Raw genomic sequence first — 15,904 nt, 5'->3', positions numbered from 1 at the left:
TTTTGAAAAACCGGAGACCCCACCGCCTTTCAGGAAAAGGCAGTCGGATGCGACGCGCTCTTACATCGAGACGCTATCCAGCAACATTTTCTTGCCGCCTTTGTAATCGTAAAGCGAGATCACCGGCTTCTTCACGTCGCCCTTCGAGTCGAACTGCGTTTCGCCCAATACGCCCTTGAAATCGGTTGCCGGCATGGCAGCGAGAATCTTCGCCTTGTCGGTCGAATTGGCGCGCTTCATTGCATCGACAATGATATACACCGCGTCATAGGTGAACGGGGCATAGATCTGGATCGGCTGACCGAAGCGTGCCTGATAGCGCTTGGAGAAGGCATCGCCGCCCGGCATTTTTTCCAGCGCCATGCCGGCCTGCGAGCACACGACGTTGTCGGTCGCATCGCCTGCCAGATCGGACAGCTTCTCGGTGCACACACCGTCGCCGGCGAGGATCCGCGACTTGATGGCCAGCTGACGCGCCTGTTTCGCGAACGGGCCGCCGGTGGCGTCCATGCCGCCGTACATGATCACGTCCGGACGTTCCGCCTTGATCTTCGTCAGAATCGCGCGGAAGTCCACGGCCTTGTCGTTCGTCGCGTCGTGCGACAGCACCTTGATGCCCAGCGCCTTCGCCTTCTTCTCGAATTCGTCGGCCAGACCCTGGCCATAGGCGGACGCGTCGTCGACGATCGCCACCGACTTGGCCTTCAGCGTGGACGATGCGTACGTCGCGAGCGCCGGACCCTGCTGCGCGTCCGTGGCCACCACGCGATAGGCCGTCTTGAAGCCTTGCTGCGTATAAGTCGGGTTGGTCGCCGACGGCGAGATCTGAACGATGCCCGCATCGCTGTAGATCTTCGACGCGGGGATGGTCGTACCGGAGTTCAGGTGACCGACGACGCCGACGACCTTGTCGTCGACCAGCTTCTGCGCAACCTGCGTGGCCTGCCGCGGGTCGGCCGCGTCGTCCTGCGGGTCGAGTTCCAGCGTGACCTTCTGACCATTGATCACGAGGCCTTTCTTATTGATTTCCTCGATCGCGAGACGGGCGCCGTTTTCATTATCCTTGCCCAGATGGGCAATCCCGCCCGTCAGCGGCGCCACATGACCGATCTTGACGACTTCATCGGCGGATGCCACGCTCGATCCCGCTGCGCAGGCAATTGCCGCAGCAGTAATCGGCAGCAATTTAAAATACAGGTTCCTCATCAAAACGTCTCCGGTTTCCGGTTCAACAAATGCCACGCCGCGATTAAGCGTAAGAGGGTCGGACGTCCAAGGCCAGCGCCCCGTCCACGGTTTCGAAAGAACCGCTTCGACCGATGCAGAGTGTACCTTTACAAAAAGCCCGCCATCAAGATTTCTGCCGCGAATATGGCCCTTCTTGTGGTTTTCATCCGATCTTCAACCGTTCTTCCGGATTTCAATTGCGTTCGGCCTGCATGCCGCACGCAATGGCGCGCGCCGACATAAGCCGCCGCACGCGAGTCCGAAGAATAAATGGCACACTGAGCGCTGACCGATTTCGGGCGTACGCCGCACGCGCGCCCTATTTCGCCGTCCCCGCACATCAGATCAGGAGAGTCACATGAGCGCCAATTCCCGCTGGATCGATATCAAAGCCCCGGATGGCGGGTCGTTTCAGGGTTATCTTTCCCTGCCCACTGCCGGCAAAGGTCCGGCAATCGTCCTGTTGCAGGAAATATTCGGCGTCAACGAGCATATTCGCAGCGTCGCCGACGCGTATGCGGCGGACGGCTATGTCGTCATCGCACCCGATCTGTTCTGGCGCGGCGAGCCGCATGTGGAACTCGGGTACGACGAAGCCGGCCGCGACCGCGGCATCGCCCTGATGCAGGCGGAACCGCTGCCGACCTTCGTCGGCGATATCGGTGCGGTGGTCAGCGCCCTGCGCGCGATGCCCGAAGTGACGGGCAAGGTCGCGGCCATCGGCTACTGTTTTGGCGGTCTGCTCGCCTATTTCGCGGCGGCCGACACGGGCGTCGATGCCGCGGTCGCCTATTACGGGGGCGGCATCCAGAACCAGCTCGACGCGGCATCGCGCGTGAAGACGCCGATGATGTTCCATTACGGGGAGAAGGACAGCCATATTCCGTTGACCGCGGTGAGCGATGTTCAGGCGGCGTTCGCGGATCACCCGAATACGACCTTCCACATTTATCCCGGCGCCGAGCACGGCTTCAACGCGTCCGTGCGCGCATCGTATCAGCAACATGCCGCGGCGCTGGCCCACGGCCGCACGCTGGTCTTCCTCGCGGAAAATCTCTGATTTCCGCTGTGTGCCCGGTGCCGCGCGGTCTGCGCGGCACCGGCGCCGGTAGCACACCGCCATATCCGCGGCGCCATTCTTCGCTGCCCCTTTAGGACAAACGGACAGCAACCTCTCGTCTCCCGACGCCGACTCAGGCAGTTCATTGCGAACCAGGAGACGGCCATGCCTGAATTCCCCCCCGCCCCACGCGTCGACACCATTGCGTCGGCGCGTCTCGCCCATCCCCCGGCTTCTGCCCCCTCGGGATTGACCCGGCATGCGCTCGAGCGCTTCGGCACGCGCACGAGCTCAGCGGAGCGGGAACTCGTCGATCTGCTCGGCATTGGCGCCGCCGATATCGACAACACCCGGGCACTGCGGGCGTTACAGGACCTGGTGCGGGCCGCCCGCCGGGATGCGCAGCTGGCGCCGGCCGCCGTGCTGTCTGCCGAACTGAAACACGCGTTCGAAACCGCGCTCGCGCAGCAGGCGCCGCGCTGGCAGCACCACGACCGCGCCTTGCTGCGCGACATCCTCGATCGCGCCCTGCACCGCCCGCTGGCCGAACTCGACGCCGATCTGCAGGACCGCCTGACCCGGGACGCGAGCATCGCATCGCAGCACATGCTGTTGATACAACATCATCTGGCGATCTTCCAACAAGCGTCCACGGCGGCCGCCGGCCTGTTCGCCGGCCTGAATGACGCGCATCGCACCCTGATCCAGCGTTTGTAACTTTCCGGAGCCCCGCCCATGTCCACCGTTGACGCCACCTCGCTCAAATATCCCGACAGCCGCTCGCCGCTGCATCTCGACGCGGCGCTGCTTTACGTGATGGTCCACAAGATAGAAAACTCCGACGCGATGCTGTGGGACCGCATCGACGACGCGAAGGACATCATCGATCAGAATGCGGTGATCCGCGACCTGCGCAGAAAGCTCGACGACATCATTCGCACCGGCGAGAAACCCGAACTGAAGAACGTGTACCTGGAATTCTCGGTCGGGCCGAAAAACACCTTGCGATCGAAGGTCGACAATCTGGCGGATGGCGATGGCAAGTACGACAAGAACGGCAACGTCAGGCTGACGTCCTTGCTGCACGCCCTTGGCGAAAATGCCACGCCCAAGAATACGGACGATCTCAAAGCCATCCGCAAGAACCTGGCCGACCGGCTGTCGAATACCGAGAGCCAGCAAGCCCAGGTACTGCTGCAGGACGCCCTGCAAAAAAGCCGGGAAATCGTCTCGACGGCTGGCGGTCTGATCAAGACGCGGCACGATTCGAAATTGACGATCCTGAACAAGATTTGATGGCTCGACTCACCAGGGAGAATCGTCATGGCCTATCTTGAAGGCAGTAGCACGCAAGCGCGCGCGACACGCGCGCTGCCGCCGCCCGCTTACGATCCGACGTCCGAAATGGCCAAGGTCGATACGCTCGTCCTGCAAGCCTTGCTCGCCCGCATCGAGGACGAGCGCATCGGCGTGGCCGATGCGCTCCATGAATTGGACAAGAAGTCGATGGACCTGCGCGCGTTGAGGGCGTTCAAAAAGGTATTCGACGACTACGCCCTCGGCAAGGAGGCCGACAGCAAGGTCGGCATGGAAGACCTCATTCTCAAAGATGGCAAACCGGTCGCCATCGAAGTGCCGTTGAATACGACCCTGATCGATGCGGTGCGTTACCGGCATCTCGACGCGCTGACCGAATTTTCCAAAGACCAGCTCGATAAAGCGCTGGCATCCCAGACAAAATACAGCCCGAATTTCGGCCAAAACATTCTCGATGCGTTCAGCTGGGGCGAGTACTCGGCCAACCAACGACATCTGGCCCGCGTGGCGAACGCAAAACACGTGTCGAGCGCCCGTGCCAAACACGACACTTTGCGCCAGTGGAAATCCTCGCGTACTGCCATGCTTGGCGCCGAGAAGCCGGCCGTCGTCGAGATCGACCTTCTGAGCGCCGCCGCGCATTTCGACATCTCGCTAGCCGTATCGAAAATCGCGGACGTGCAGAAAATCACCGAGCAGATCAACAATCTGATCTCCGAGGAGTCCACCGAGGCGCAGAAACTGTCGACCGTCGCCAACGACAAATACCAGCAACTCACGCAACTGGTCCGGGAGTTGTCCAACATGACGCGCATGCGGCACGAGGGCCGCCTGAGCACGGTGAACCGGATCTGAGGAACAGCGTCATGGACGACGACGCGCTCGACGAACTGGAGGGGCAGTTGGCGGCGCTGCGCATGCAGGCGCTCGAACAGATCGCGCTCAGCCAGAAGATCCGCCTGGAACTCGAACGCAGCGCCGCCGGCAACGTCCCGGTTCGGGGCGGCACGCCCTCTCCGGCCAAGCCACAACGGCCATCGCGGGAGCGCGCTTCCCGCACGCCCGTGCCCGCTTCAGTGGACGCGTCGTCATGGCGCACGCTCGGCGCGCGGTTGCGACACCGGATGCGACTGGTATGACGACGAACGCGAAATCGCCAGGGACGGCTTCGACGAACCGCACACCGAAGCGTTCATGCGGCACCGATTCGCACGCCGACGAACAACGCTACGCGCGCGGCTTTCGCGCTTTCAGGCAGGGCCACTACCGGCAGGCACTCGGCCTGTTCACCCGCCTGCTGCTGGGCGAACCCTTGAACCCGCGTTACCTCATGGCCAGCGGCGCCTGCCTGCAAAGGCTGCACCGCTACGAGGATGCGCTGCGGCCGTATTGTCTATGCGCCGCGTTCTCGCCGACGGACCTGCTGTGCCAGCTGTACATCGCCCAATGCCTGATGGCGTTGGGCAAAAGCGCACAAGCCGTCGAAGCGCTACGGCGCCTGCTCGCGGCACCCATGAAAGACGATGGCCAGCAGGCATTGCGGCAGCACGCGCAGATGCTGCTCGACACGCTGCTGGCCGCCACGCACAAGGAGTGACCATGCCCTACCTATGCGCACCACGGTCCTGCGCCGGCGCACCTGCGTACACCCAGGACCGCACGCAAACGCGCCGCGCGGGCCGCGACACCGCGTCCGCTCACAGGCCCGGCGTGATGCAGCCGCCCATGCAGCCGCTCACGCAACCTCCACTCCCGCCAACAGTGCGGCCACGTCGCGCCGCCGCATCGACGCCCTCATGGGCGGACGGGTTCGCTCCCGTTCCGCCATCACCTACGCCGATGCGCGAAGCTACGGCCGTCGCCCTGCGCGCGGCCCGTCAGGACGCCATGGCGGACCTCGACGGCGACTTCTCTACCCTGATGCTGGCGATCAACAGCTTGTCCGACGCGCAAATCCAGGACATGCTGGCGTCGATCGACGACACCGCGCGCATGAACCGCGGCCTGATCAAGTTACAACTCGCCGCGGCCGAACGCCGGGCGGCGGCCATCGCCAAGCAGGAAAGCGCCTCCGCCGCCAGTTTCTGGCTCGGGCTGCTCGGCGACGTCCTGCTGCTGATCGCGAGCGTCCTGCTGACCGTCGTCACCGGTGGCGCAGGCGCCTTCCTGATGGCGATGGCCGTCGCCAACGTCGCCCTGACCGCCTGGGACATCGTGGCCAAAATCCACCATCAGCGCACCGGCCAGGACATCAGCCTGGCCGCGGGACTCGCCGCGTTCGCCCGGGACGTCTGCGGCGCCGACGAAAAGACCGCCCGGGAGGCCGGGCAATGGACGTCGCTCGCCGTCAAGCTGCTGGTCGCGGTCGGATCGATCGCCGGCACCGTCCGGTCGGCCGCCCAGGCCGCGGGCCACGTGCGCACCTTCACGACCACGATGCAGGTCGCCGGCACGGCGGCGCAACTCGGCGAGGCCGGCACCGGCGTCTACCGCAATTACCAGGGCAACGAAGCGCGTCACGCCCACCTCGACGAATCGTCCATCCGCGCGCTGTCGACCGTGTTCAGGGAGCGTCTCGAGCGGGCCCTGCAGGCGCTCGACCTGCAATTCGGACAGCGCCAGGAATTCACCCGGGACGTACGCCGCAACCTCGAATTGATGCACGAATCCCGGAACATTCCCTTTTCCCACTACGCCTGAGGTTCCGGGCGTTCCCTTTGCAGGAGGCATCATGTCTGTTTCGCTCCCCCGCGCACCGGTGGGCACGCCCGCCACGTCAACGCCCACCGCCCTCGCGTCAACCGCGCCGGTACCGGCTGCGCGACCGCCGGCCGCGTTTGCCTCGCGTATCGAAGCGAATCCGTTCGCCGCGTTGCTGCGGCTGCACGACGTCTCGAAGGAACTGCAAAAGAGCTATCGCGACAGCGCGCTGCATTCGCAGCAGACCATCTACGATCTGACACTGGCGGGCATCGCCAAAGCCCGTGCGGCGCAGAAGCAAGCCTTCGTCCTGCAGATGGTCGGCGCCGCCGTCCAGATCGTCGCGGGGCTGGTTATGCTGAAGATGTCGACGGCGTCGTTCAGGAATGTTTTCAAACGGGGAAAATCCGCGTCGGCGGCCTTGAAGGACCTGGGGAATACTGCGCTGGCGTCCCACGCCGCCACGGGAGCGGGAGCCGGGGCGGCCGATACGACGGGCGTCATCGCGGCCAAGCTCACGCCGAAGGCGGTGCTCTCGCAGGGGGTGCATAGCCGGGTCATGGCGGTCAACGCCCTGTCGCAGGGCCTGTCCGGCGTTTTCGCGCAAACCGGCGGCTACGTCGCACGGCTGGGCGAACTCGAACAGCAGGGCGAGCAGGCGAAGGCCACGCGTCAATCGCAGATGCTGGAACTGCGCAACAGCCAGATGCAGGAACAGGGCGCGAATGCCCGGGAGATCCGTGACGCGATCCGCAACATCATTCCCAACCGGTCGTTCCACGCCTGATCGGCACGTCACCCGCCGGCAAGCCCGGCGTCGATCGCGAAGCGCGCGAGGTCGATATCGTTGCGCAGCCCCAGTTTGTGCATCGCCGAGCGCTTTTGATGGCTGATCGTTTTCGCGCTGCGGTTCAGGCAGGTGGCGACCTCGCGCAGCGAACGCCCGGCCACCAGCAGGCGCACCACCTCCGTCTCGCGCGGCGACAGCCGCCGCAGCGACGGGCACCGCGGCGAACCTCGCTCGCCCGGCGTGTCCGACCGGCCGGTTCGCATGTGTTTCACGGGCACGGGATGCACGAGGGTATGGCCCGCCGCCACCAATCTCAGCATGCCGGGCAGCCGTTCGATCGGATCCCGCTTGCACAGCACGCCATTGGCGCCCGCGCCGATCACCAGATCCACCAGGCCGGCACCGCGCAGCATCGTGAAAACGACGATCGGCAGCGTCGGGTATCCGCCCCGCACCGCGCGCAGCAGACATAGCCCGTCCCGGCCGCCGCGCTCTTCGTCATCCGGCATCGAATAGTCCATGACGAGCACGTCGCATTCGACGCGGCGCAGCGTCTCGAGCAAGTCCTCGGGCGTACCGGCCTCTCCGGTCACACGCGTTTTTCCGTCCGCCTCGAGCACTGCCCGCATGCCCAGGATCAGCGCCGGATGATCGTCGGCCAGCACCACGCGCATCGTCATGCCACGGTCCCCGCGCCGCGCGCGCGACGCGCGTCATCGCCGGCGCGCGTCATTCCAGCCCGTGCATCTGCGCGAGTTGCGCCACGTCGATCGCGCTCTCGGCGCCGAGCTTGCGCAGCAGGTTCATCTTGTGGACCGCCACGGTTTTCTGACTGATCGACAGTTCCTGCGCGATCACCCGATTGCTGTGTCCCTTCGCGATCAGCATCGCCACGGACAACTCGCGGTTCGACAGCAGGTCGAAGGGATTGTCGCTCGACGACGCCCCGCCGCGCGGCATGACCGCGTAGCCCTGCGCGACCAGCTCGACGATCGACGCGACCTTGTCGACCTGTTCGGACTTGCGCAGGAAACCGCTGATGTTCATCGATTTCAGCCGGCATGCGTACATTTCATAGCGCTTCGACGTGTAGACCAATACCTTGACGCCGGGCTGGATCATCCGCAGGACGCGGATGAAATCCGTGCCGGCCATGTCGGGAAGATCGAGATCGACCACCACCAGATCGTAGTTGCCGATCCGGAACTGCTCCCGCGCCGTGCGCGCGGTCATCGCCACGCCGACCTCGCCGATGACATTGCTATTCTTCAGCACCAGACGCAATGCCTCCCCGATCACCGGATGATCATCCACCACCAGTATGCTGAACATGCCTTCTCCTCGCCTTGGTCACCCTGCGTCCCGTATCGCCCCGAGCCCGTCGTGGTTTTCGCCCCGGCCGTCGTTTTGGTTCTGGTTCTGGTTTTCGTTGCGGTTCGCCGCGCCGCGCCGCCCCGCCGTGGCGGGCAATTCGATCCGGCCCAGCGTGTCGACCTCGATGTCGACGGGAATTTCCTGATACGCCAGCACCGGCACGTGCGGAAATTCGATTTCCAGCACCTTGCGCAGATACCGCCGTATCTCCATCGGCGCGAGAATCACCGGGCGCATGTCGCCATGTTCGGCGCGCAGACACCGCGCCGCGGCGGCGACGATCTCGCCCGAAGTGTCGGGGTCGAGCGCCAGATAGTTGCCGCCCGAGGTCTGGCGGATCGCCTCGCGGATCAGGTCCTCGATCTCCATCGCCAGCAGATAGCAGGGGATCGCGCCATTGGCGTCCAGCCACTGATGACCGATCTGCGCGCCCAGCGCCAGCCGTACGTATTCGGTCAGCACGACCACGTCCTTTTCCCGTGGGGCCCACTGCACCAGGGCCTCGGCGATCGCGCGCAGGTTGCGAACCGACACGTGTTCCGCCGCCAGACGCTGCAGCACTTCGCTGACCCGCTGTTCCGGCAGCAGGCGTTGCAGCTCCTGCACCAGCTCGGGATAGCGTTGCTCCAGTTGCGCGAGCAATTCGTGCGTTTCCTGCATGCCGATCAACTGCCCGACACGCATGCGCAACGCGCATTCGAGATGCAGGGTGACCCGTTCCAGCCCGCGATACACCCTGTCGCCGAGCTGCGCGAGGTCGACCGCGACCGCTTCCGGCACGTGCGCCGCCGGGCGCGGCACGCCCTCGAGCGACACCGGTTCATACGCGATGCCCAGCCCGTCGAGCCGCATCAGCGTGTCGCTGACGACCAGCGCGACGCCCGGCGCGGCGCTGCCGCGCGCCACCGGCACCTCGTCGTGCTCGAAGCGATACGCGAATGGTGCCAGCGCTGCCTCGCGCCGCAGCACAATGGCCGGGACCGGCACGCCGCTCTCCGCCTGCACCGCGCCGCGCGCCCGCTCGAGCGCGGCCGCTATCGCCGCGGCGCCGTGGTGCGCGATCAGCTCCGTGCTGCAGCGGCAGGCCAGGGGCACGGTGAAGGGTCCGTCGGCGTCCGTGTCCGCAGCGCCGGCATCCCGCCCGGCCGGGCCGCCGCCGTGCTCCCGTGGACCGAGCCGCCCCGCGGCGGACGCCGCGCCGCGCCGCCGCGCCGCGAACGCCAACGCGAAAAGCGCACAGCCGAGCAGGGCGAACACCGGTCCCGGCAGCCCCGGTGTCAGGCCAAGCAAGGCGACGCCGCCGCCCGCGATCTGCAAGGCGCGCGGGTCGGCCACGAGCTGACGCACGATATCCTGCCCCGTGCTGGTCGCCCCGCCCGGGCCCGCGACCCGGGTGACGACGATGCCGGCCGCGATCGATATCAGCAGCGACGGGATCTGCGAGACGAGCCCGTCGCCGATCGTCAGGATCGAATAGATGGCGCCGGCCTCGCCCAGCGACAACCCGCGCTGCCCCGCGCCCACGGCGACGCCGCCCAGCAGATTGACGACGCAGATGACGAGGCCGGCGATCGCATCGCCCTTGACGAACTTCATCGCACCGTCCATCGCCCCATAGAACTGGCTTTCCCGGCCCAGCGATTCGCGGCGGCGTCCCGCTTCCTCGCCATCGATCAGCCCGGCGCGCATGTCGCCGTCGATCGCCATCTGCTTGCCGGGCAGTGCGTCGAGCGAGAAGCGCGCGCCCACCTCGGCGACGCGCTCCGCGCCCTTCGTCACCACGATGAACTGGACGATCGTCAGGATCAGGAAGACGATCATGCCCACCACCACGTTGCCGCCGACGACGAAACGGCCGAAGGTCTCGACGATCATGCCGGCGTCGCCGTCGAGCAGGATCAGCCGGGTCGTCGAGATCGACAGCGCCAGACGGAACAGCGTGGTCATCAGCAGGATCGCCGGGAACGCCGTCAGCGACAGCGGCGAATGCAGGTGCAGGACCGTGACGATCAACAGCACGGCGACGCTCAGGTTCAGGCCGATCATCGCGTCGACCACCAGCGTCGGCAGCGGCAGCACCATCATCACCAGGATGGCGAGCAGGAGGACGGTCAACGGCGCCTCGGACTTCATCGTCGCGCCCGCATGCGTGGCGGCGACGATGGCGCTGCCGGCGATGCGCCTGCCGCCTCTGCGTCCTGCGCCCGGTCGTCTTCCGCCTGCGCGAGACGATCATGCTGCCGGGCGACGTCGTCCAGCAGGCGCTGGCGGGGCGCCTCGCCGGCGAACACCGCGACCGGCAAGGCCTGCAGCATTCGCTGCAGACCCGCATACCAGAGGAGGCCCGTGGCCAGGTCGAGCACGCCATGACGCTGACCGAGTTCGGTGAACCGCGTCGCGCAGGGCCAGGCGCGCGCGCACCCCCGCACCACTTCGCCGCTCAGTTCGAGCGCGTCCTGCAGCGCGTCTGCCGCCGCATTGGCTTGCGCCTCTGCTTCCGCTTCCGCCTTCCCCTGCGTCGCCGTCTGCGCCACCCGCGCCACCGCATCCGCCGTCGTGCGCGACGTGCCGGATGCGGTGTCCGGGACGGCGGCATGGCCCGCGCGCCGCAGCCGCGCGAGCAACGCCCGGGCGTTCACGACCAGTGTCCCGAGCGTCTGCGCGTCGTACAGCCGCTGACGCACGGCCGCCATCTGCGCCGGCTCGCGCGACAGCCATCCCGACTGGAGTTCCGCCGACAGCGCCGCCATCAGCCAGCCGCGCATCGTCTCGAAACGCGCGCCGAAACGCGCCAGCAGCATCTCGAAGAGCCCCGCCAGCGTATCGCCCTGAAAAACGATCGATACATAGGCGTCCAGCGCTTCGCCGCAGCGCTCGGCATCGGCCAGCATGTCCGGAGACTGCAATGCCGCATTCATCGCATGGACGCGTGTGCGCAACGACGGGTCCTGTGCGTCGAGCCGCGCGAGTGCCGCCTCCAGCAACGCCTCGGCACCCTGACCCGGCGCGTCCTGCTGACGTTGCCGGCCCCGGTGTCCCCCCTCACCGCCCTCCCCGCCGGCGTCGCCCGCCGCGAGGGCAAGCAGCGTGAACTGCACGAAGGGATCGCTCGACTCGGCCGCGACGGCGCGTGCCGGATCGCCCCGCTGCCGCGCGAGTGCGCGCGCGGTGGCGAGCAGGCGGGCGTGATCCCGCACCTGCGGCGTCGCACGGATCAGGCGCACCAGATTCAGCAGCGCCGGCCGGCGCAGCGGCGACGGCATGCCGGCCGACCGGGCACCGCGCGACGCCGGCACGATGGTCGTCGATAGCGGCGCCGCGGCGGGCGGGGGCGGCGGCGCCGAAAAGGGAATTTTCATGAGATGGGCGGCTCCGCCGCGACGGTGTCGTTGCCAGGCAAGCGCGGCGCGTGCGGACCGAGGGCACCGGCCGCGCGACGGCGCGCCCCCCCGAGCGCGTCGAGGACATCGGGCGTGATCCGTGCGGCATGGGCGACATCGCGCAGATCGGCATGTTCGAGCGACAGCACACGCGGCGTGATGAGGAAATACCGCCGGACGTTTTCGACGTGCGTTTCCCGGGAACGGAACAGGCCCCCGAGCACCGGCAACCGGGACAGGCCCGGCACCCGGCGCTCCGAGCGCATTTCCTGCCGTTTGTGATGACCCGCGATCAGGAGGCTCTCGGTACTGCGAACCGATGCCTGCGTGGCGATGACGTTGCGTTTGGTGCGGGGCACCTGATCGTCGGTGACACCGAGGATCTCGCCGTCCTCGATCTGGATATCCATCGCGACCCGTGGCAGCGCCGCTTCGGGGTCGACCACGCCCGGTACGATATTGATCATCAGACCGACGTCGACCTGCGTCGTGTCGGCGAAATCCCGGCCCTTGTTCCGGATGAAGAAACTCTCGTTCAGATCGAGCAGGGCGGCCGTGTTGTTCTGCGTGACGATCGACGGCCGCGACACGATGCTCGCCCGCCCGTCCTGCTCCAGCGCGCGAATGCGCGCCATCAAGGGGCGCCAGTTGGGCAACACCGTGAGCGTCGGTGCGGTCGGATCCGGATTGTTCGACGCCGCGCCCATCCCGCCGATCGCCGCATTCGCGCCGGTGGCGCCCGTGTCGAATCTGGCGAATCCGGTCGAGAGCGACAGATCCACGCCCAGTTCGTCGCGGGCGCTGTCCTTCAGATCGACGATCACGGCCTCGAGCTGGATCAGCGGCACGGGCACGTCGAGGCGCTCGATCAGCACCCGGCTCGCATCGACGACATCCTGCGGCCCGCGGACGATCAGGGCATTGAGGCGTCGGTCGGCGACCACGGTGACCGGCGGCCCGGCGGCGGTCGCGGCACGTGCGGCCCACTGTGCTTCCTGCCGCGCCGCCGCCTCGAACGGCGCGCCATCGGGCGGCATGATCCGCAACGTCCCGGGAGAGGCGGACCCGTGCGACGTGCGCTCATCCGCGCGTGGCGCCGCCGGCGCACGCAGGCGCGCGGACGTCACCCGGCCCGCCGGATCCGTCATACCCGCCGTGTCTCCGGCCTCCTGACCGATCGCCGCCTCCCGCACCGGTTCGCCGAGGAGGCGGCCGACGATCCGCTGCACGCCCGGCACCACGACCGTGTTGCTGCGGAACGTATAAGTGCGGTCGTATACCCGCGCATGCCGCAACGCGAAAAAGCCGAAACGCAGCGGCGCGGCGTCGCCCGGCAGGGACGCCAGCGACACGGCCAGCAGATCGACATACGCGGGCGGCCCGGACACCAGTACCCGGCGCTCGCGCGGCATCGGCACGAAGCCGTATTCCGCGTGGAAGACGCCCATGCCGCGCAGGATGCGCTCCGCTTCGTCGGCATGCCGTCCCGCGAGATCGAGCGCGCGCGCTACCCGGTCCACGCGCCGGCTGACGTGCAGGCGCCCCCTGGCGTAAAACCAGTCGAGACGGTGCGCGGCGGCCAGGGTGTCGAGAAAGTCGGCCGGCGTGGCGGCGGCGAGCCGGCCGTCGGCCAGCCCGCGTACCCGGGGGTCGATGCGCACCGGCACCTGGTACTGCGCGCCGAAATCGTTCAGCAGCATCTCCAGCGGCGTGCGCGTCGCGAAGTACGTGAAGGGTTCCGCCCCCCAGGGATAGGCATGGGCGCCGGGTGCGGTGGCCGCCTTGCCGTCGGCCGCGCCGCCGGACGCGGCGGCGCGCGTGCCCGGCGCACGCACGTCGGCCTGCGCTGCGCCCGACAGCAACACGCCGGCGAGCAGGACGCGCCCGCCGCGGCCAGCCCAGCGCATTGCGTTCATGACCGCCGCTCCAAAGCGCCCGATGCATCGGCGCGCAGCGCCATCGACAGGATGTGCGCCACCGCCTCGATGCTGGTGCCGGGAATATGCCGGTCGACCGTCGCCTGCGCATACAGACTGCGCGCCAGCGCCGGGTAGCGGATCACCGGCACCCCGCAGCGCCGCGCGATCCGCCGGATGCGCGGCACCGCGGTGCCGAAATCCTTGAAGGTCACCACCGGCAGCGGCGTCACGCCCGCTTCGTAGCGCAGGCCGACCGCGACATGCACCGGGTTCACCACCACCACGGAAGAACGCTTCACGCGCGAGCGGATCTCCTCGGTGGACAGTTCCTGATGGCGCCGCCGGCGTTCCCCCTTGATCTCCGGCGCGCCCTCGGTCTGCTTGTATTCGCGCCTTACCTCGTCGATCGACATCTTGAGCTTGCGCGTCAGTTGCGCGCGCTGCCAGTACAGGTCGAGCAGCGCGACCGGCACCAGCACCGCGAGCGCGATCAGGCACAAGGGGCGCAACAGGTCGCCCAGCAGACGCCATCCCGCCAGCGGCGGCGCGCCGCCCAGCCGCATGATGTCGGCGAAACCGGCCTGCAGCACGACGCTCGCCACGGTCAACAACAGCCCCGTCTTCACGATCATCCGCAGCAGCTCGACCCAGGCCGGCAGCGCAAAACGCGTTTTGACGTTGCTCCAGAGATTGAGCTTGTTGAAACTCGGCACGATACGCTTGGGCGTAAACAGAAGGCCGTTCTGCAGCAGGTCCGCGGCCACGCCGCAGAACAGCATCGCGCCGAGCAGCGGCGCCACCGCCCAGGCCGCCTCGGCGCCCAGGCGCTGCGCCAACACGCCGAGCCGCTGACCGAACGCGGCGTCGGACGGCAAGCGCGACGGCAGCAGGAGCAGACGCGCGAGGGCCGCCAGCAGACGGTCGCCCGCCATCCAGAAGAACAGCACGGCCGCGGCGAACCCCAGCAACTGCCCGACATCCTGACTATGCGCCACCTGACCGTCGCGCCGCGCATCGCGGCGTTTCTTGTCAGTGGGTTGTTCGGTCTTCTCCGCCACCTATGCCCCCCTTGATGCGGTCCATCCATTCCTGCGCGCCGTCGGCGCCGCCGCCCGCGCCGACGGCGATGAAAATGCCCGACATCTGCATGCCGAGCACCAGCAACGCCGTCACCAGCTTGAGTGGCATCGCAATGAAAAACACCTGCAGTTGCGGGGCGAACCGGCCGATCAGACCCAGACTCAACTCGACGATCAGCATGGCCACCAGCATCGGCGCCGCGAGGGTCACGATTGCCGCGGACAACCCGTCGAACAGCCGCAGCCACCAGTCCACCCCCGCGGCGCTCGACGGCAGCGGCAGACGCGGATACCAGATGCCCGGCGGCCAGACGCGGTAGCTTTCGGCGATGAGCGCGCTCACCCAGCGCAAGCCGCCCACACTGAAGAAATACGCGACGAAAGCCCAGTACATCAGTCCCGCGAACACGCCTTCCTCGTTCGACGAAAGCGGATTCAGGATGGCGCCGGCCTGCGCCCCGCTTTGCGCATCCACCAGCGCCGCCACCCCTTCGACGCTCCAGAACACCACGGCGATGCACACGCCGACGCACACCCCGACGCAGACCTCGCGGACCAGCATCAGCCCCCATTCGAACGGCGTCGCCGTGGCGAGCGCGGCCTGCATCGGCGGCACATACACCAGCGACAATGCCAGCGCCACGGCGGCGCGCAGCAGGCCGGGCAGCAACTGCCGACCGAACACCGGCACGATCGACCAGCACGCCAGCAGCCGCACGCACGCCAGGACCCACGCGGACATCCAGGCGAAAGGCGCGTCGAGCAATGGCGTCAAGCCGCCCCCCGGCCGGTGGCCGCGAGCAATGCGAACACCCGCTGCGCGAACCGGTCGAGTTCGTTGAACATCCAGTAGCCGGTGACGAACAACGTGGCCACCGCCACGCCGAGCTTCAACAGAAAAGGCAGCGTCTGGTCCTGGATGTGCGTCACCGCCTGTATCAGACTGACCACCACGCCCACCCCCGCGCTGGCGAGCACGACCGGCAGGGACAGCCGAAACGCGAGAAAGAGCGCCTGCGTCGTCAACGCGATGATTTCATCGTTCATTCAGAATATTC

General features: G+C 67.1%; 17 protein-coding genes. 8 read left to right on the top strand and 9 right to left on the bottom strand.

Translation table 11 applies throughout. From position 1 onward, the window contains the following. Nucleotides 1–60: 60 nt before the first annotated feature. Entirely contained in the window at nt 61–1,206 is a 1,146-nt protein-coding gene (locus OVY01_RS21755) for a branched-chain amino acid ABC transporter substrate-binding protein (protein WP_267849700.1), read from the bottom strand. A 379-nt stretch (nt 1,207–1,585) separates the two neighbouring features. On the opposite strand from OVY01_RS21755, the gene OVY01_RS21750 reads away from it, so the two are divergent. From OVY01_RS21750 to OVY01_RS21715, 8 genes are all read left to right on the top strand, one after another. Then, complete coding sequence (locus OVY01_RS21750) at nt 1,586–2,287, top strand: dienelactone hydrolase family protein (protein ID WP_267849699.1); 702 nt, start codon at nt 1,586–1,588, stop codon at nt 2,285–2,287. 165 nt (nt 2,288–2,452) lie between these two features. Further along, complete coding sequence (locus tag OVY01_RS21745; RefSeq protein ID WP_267849698.1) at nt 2,453–3,004, top strand: hypothetical protein; 552 nt, start codon at nt 2,453–2,455, stop codon at nt 3,002–3,004. Nucleotides 3,005–3,022: 18 nt separating this feature from the next. After that, nucleotides 3,023–3,583 carry a hypothetical protein gene (locus OVY01_RS21740; protein WP_267849697.1) on the top strand — a complete coding sequence of 187 codons (561 nt, stop codon included), beginning with the start codon at nt 3,023–3,025 and terminating at the stop codon, nt 3,581–3,583. Between the two features lie 27 nt (nt 3,584–3,610). Beyond that, complete coding sequence (locus OVY01_RS21735; RefSeq protein WP_267849696.1) at nt 3,611–4,459, top strand: hypothetical protein; 849 nt, start codon at nt 3,611–3,613, stop codon at nt 4,457–4,459. Nucleotides 4,460–4,470: 11 nt separating this feature from the next. Continuing rightward, a complete protein-coding gene (locus OVY01_RS21730; RefSeq protein WP_267849695.1) occupies nt 4,471–4,743 on the top strand; it encodes a hypothetical protein in 273 nt (90 codons plus the stop codon). Beyond that, nucleotides 4,740–5,201 carry a tetratricopeptide repeat protein gene (locus tag OVY01_RS21725; protein ID WP_267849694.1) on the top strand — a complete coding sequence of 154 codons (462 nt, stop codon included), beginning with the start codon at nt 4,740–4,742 and terminating at the stop codon, nt 5,199–5,201. Before OVY01_RS21730 ends, OVY01_RS21725 begins: the two co-directional genes overlap by 4 nt. 242 nt (nt 5,202–5,443) lie before the next feature. Further along, nucleotides 5,444–6,304: a hypothetical protein gene (locus tag OVY01_RS21720; RefSeq protein ID WP_267849693.1), complete on the top strand. Its 861-nt coding sequence runs from the start codon at nt 5,444–5,446 to the stop codon at nt 6,302–6,304. A 31-nt stretch (nt 6,305–6,335) separates the two neighbouring features. After that, the gene (locus tag OVY01_RS21715) at nt 6,336–7,091 is read left to right on the top strand and encodes a hypothetical protein (protein ID WP_267849692.1); all 756 of its coding nucleotides are present in this window, start codon (nt 6,336–6,338) and stop codon (nt 7,089–7,091) included. Nucleotides 7,092–7,099: 8 nt separating this feature from the next. On the opposite strand, the gene OVY01_RS21710 is transcribed toward OVY01_RS21715, so the two are convergent. The 8 genes from OVY01_RS21710 to sctS are packed head-to-tail and all read right to left on the bottom strand — an operon-like array spanning nt 7,100 to nt 15,893. Beyond that, nucleotides 7,100–7,774, bottom strand: coding sequence for a response regulator (locus tag OVY01_RS21710; RefSeq protein WP_267849691.1), 675 nt, complete (start codon nt 7,772–7,774; stop codon nt 7,100–7,102). A 49-nt stretch (nt 7,775–7,823) separates the two neighbouring features. After that, nucleotides 7,824–8,426, bottom strand: coding sequence for a response regulator (locus OVY01_RS21705; protein WP_267849690.1), 603 nt, complete (start codon nt 8,424–8,426; stop codon nt 7,824–7,826). Nucleotides 8,427–8,444: 18 nt separating this feature from the next. Then, nucleotides 8,445–10,601 (bottom strand): type III secretion system export apparatus subunit SctV, encoded by a 2,157-nt coding sequence (gene sctV, locus OVY01_RS21700; RefSeq protein ID WP_284700968.1) that lies wholly within the window; start codon nt 10,599–10,601, stop codon nt 8,445–8,447. Then, complete coding sequence (locus tag OVY01_RS21695; RefSeq protein WP_267849689.1) at nt 10,598–11,827, bottom strand: TyeA family type III secretion system gatekeeper subunit; 1,230 nt, start codon at nt 11,825–11,827, stop codon at nt 10,598–10,600. Before OVY01_RS21695 ends, sctV begins: the two co-directional genes overlap by 4 nt. Further along, nucleotides 11,824–13,764 (bottom strand): secretin N-terminal domain-containing protein, encoded by a 1,941-nt coding sequence (locus tag OVY01_RS21690; protein WP_267849688.1) that lies wholly within the window; start codon nt 13,762–13,764, stop codon nt 11,824–11,826. Before OVY01_RS21690 ends, OVY01_RS21695 begins: the two co-directional genes overlap by 4 nt. Further along, nucleotides 13,761–14,825 carry an EscU/YscU/HrcU family type III secretion system export apparatus switch protein gene (locus OVY01_RS21685; protein ID WP_267849687.1) on the bottom strand — a complete coding sequence of 355 codons (1,065 nt, stop codon included), beginning with the start codon at nt 14,823–14,825 and terminating at the stop codon, nt 13,761–13,763. The genes OVY01_RS21690 and OVY01_RS21685 overlap by 4 nt, the downstream gene beginning before the upstream one ends. Then, entirely contained in the window at nt 14,797–15,621 is an 825-nt protein-coding gene (gene sctT / locus OVY01_RS21680) for a type III secretion system export apparatus subunit SctT (protein WP_267849686.1), read from the bottom strand. The genes OVY01_RS21685 and sctT overlap by 29 nt, the downstream gene beginning before the upstream one ends. Beyond that, on the bottom strand, nt 15,618–15,893 hold the full coding sequence (sctS, locus tag OVY01_RS21675) for a type III secretion system export apparatus subunit SctS (RefSeq protein ID WP_267849685.1): 276 nt from the start codon (nt 15,891–15,893) through the stop codon (nt 15,618–15,620). The genes sctT and sctS overlap by 4 nt, the downstream gene beginning before the upstream one ends. Between the last annotated feature and the right edge of the window lie 11 nt (nt 15,894–15,904).

The sequence above is a fragment of the Robbsia betulipollinis genome, from assembly GCF_026624755.1.
Lineage (GTDB): Bacteria > Pseudomonadota > Gammaproteobacteria > Burkholderiales > Burkholderiaceae > Robbsia > Robbsia betulipollinis.
Note: the sequence above shows the minus strand (reverse complement) of the source record. Positions and strands in the feature narration are given on the sequence as shown.

Bases quoted from the DNA above. Each gene is read 5' to 3' on its own strand.
- OVY01_RS21705 (WP_267849690.1), bottom strand. From the start codon at position 8,426: ATGTTCAGCATACTGGTGGTGGATGATCATCCGGTGATCGGGGAGGCA.
- OVY01_RS21690 (WP_267849688.1), bottom strand. From the start codon at position 13,764: ATGAACGCAATGCGCTGGGCTGGCCGCGGCGGGCGCGTCCTGCTCGCC.
- OVY01_RS21750 (WP_267849699.1), top strand. From the start codon at position 1,586: ATGAGCGCCAATTCCCGCTGGATCGATATCAAAGCCCCGGATGGCGGG.
- OVY01_RS21710 (WP_267849691.1), bottom strand. From the start codon at position 7,774: ATGACGATGCGCGTGGTGCTGGCCGACGATCATCCGGCGCTGATCCTG.
- OVY01_RS21695 (WP_267849689.1), bottom strand. From the start codon at position 11,827: ATGAAAATTCCCTTTTCGGCGCCGCCGCCCCCGCCCGCCGCGGCGCCG.
- sctS (WP_267849685.1), bottom strand. From the start codon at position 15,893: ATGAACGATGAAATCATCGCGTTGACGACGCAGGCGCTCTTTCTCGCG.
- OVY01_RS21740 (WP_267849697.1), top strand. From the start codon at position 3,023: ATGTCCACCGTTGACGCCACCTCGCTCAAATATCCCGACAGCCGCTCG.
- OVY01_RS21745 (WP_267849698.1), top strand. From the start codon at position 2,453: ATGCCTGAATTCCCCCCCGCCCCACGCGTCGACACCATTGCGTCGGCG.
- OVY01_RS21725 (WP_267849694.1), top strand. From the start codon at position 4,740: ATGACGACGAACGCGAAATCGCCAGGGACGGCTTCGACGAACCGCACA.
- OVY01_RS21730 (WP_267849695.1), top strand. From the start codon at position 4,471: ATGGACGACGACGCGCTCGACGAACTGGAGGGGCAGTTGGCGGCGCTG.
- OVY01_RS21715 (WP_267849692.1), top strand. From the start codon at position 6,336: ATGTCTGTTTCGCTCCCCCGCGCACCGGTGGGCACGCCCGCCACGTCA.
- OVY01_RS21735 (WP_267849696.1), top strand. From the start codon at position 3,611: ATGGCCTATCTTGAAGGCAGTAGCACGCAAGCGCGCGCGACACGCGCG.
- OVY01_RS21720 (WP_267849693.1), top strand. From the start codon at position 5,444: ATGCGCGAAGCTACGGCCGTCGCCCTGCGCGCGGCCCGTCAGGACGCC.
- sctV (WP_284700968.1), bottom strand. From the start codon at position 10,601: ATGAAGTCCGAGGCGCCGTTGACCGTCCTCCTGCTCGCCATCCTGGTG.
- OVY01_RS21755 (WP_267849700.1), bottom strand. From the start codon at position 1,206: ATGAGGAACCTGTATTTTAAATTGCTGCCGATTACTGCTGCGGCAATT.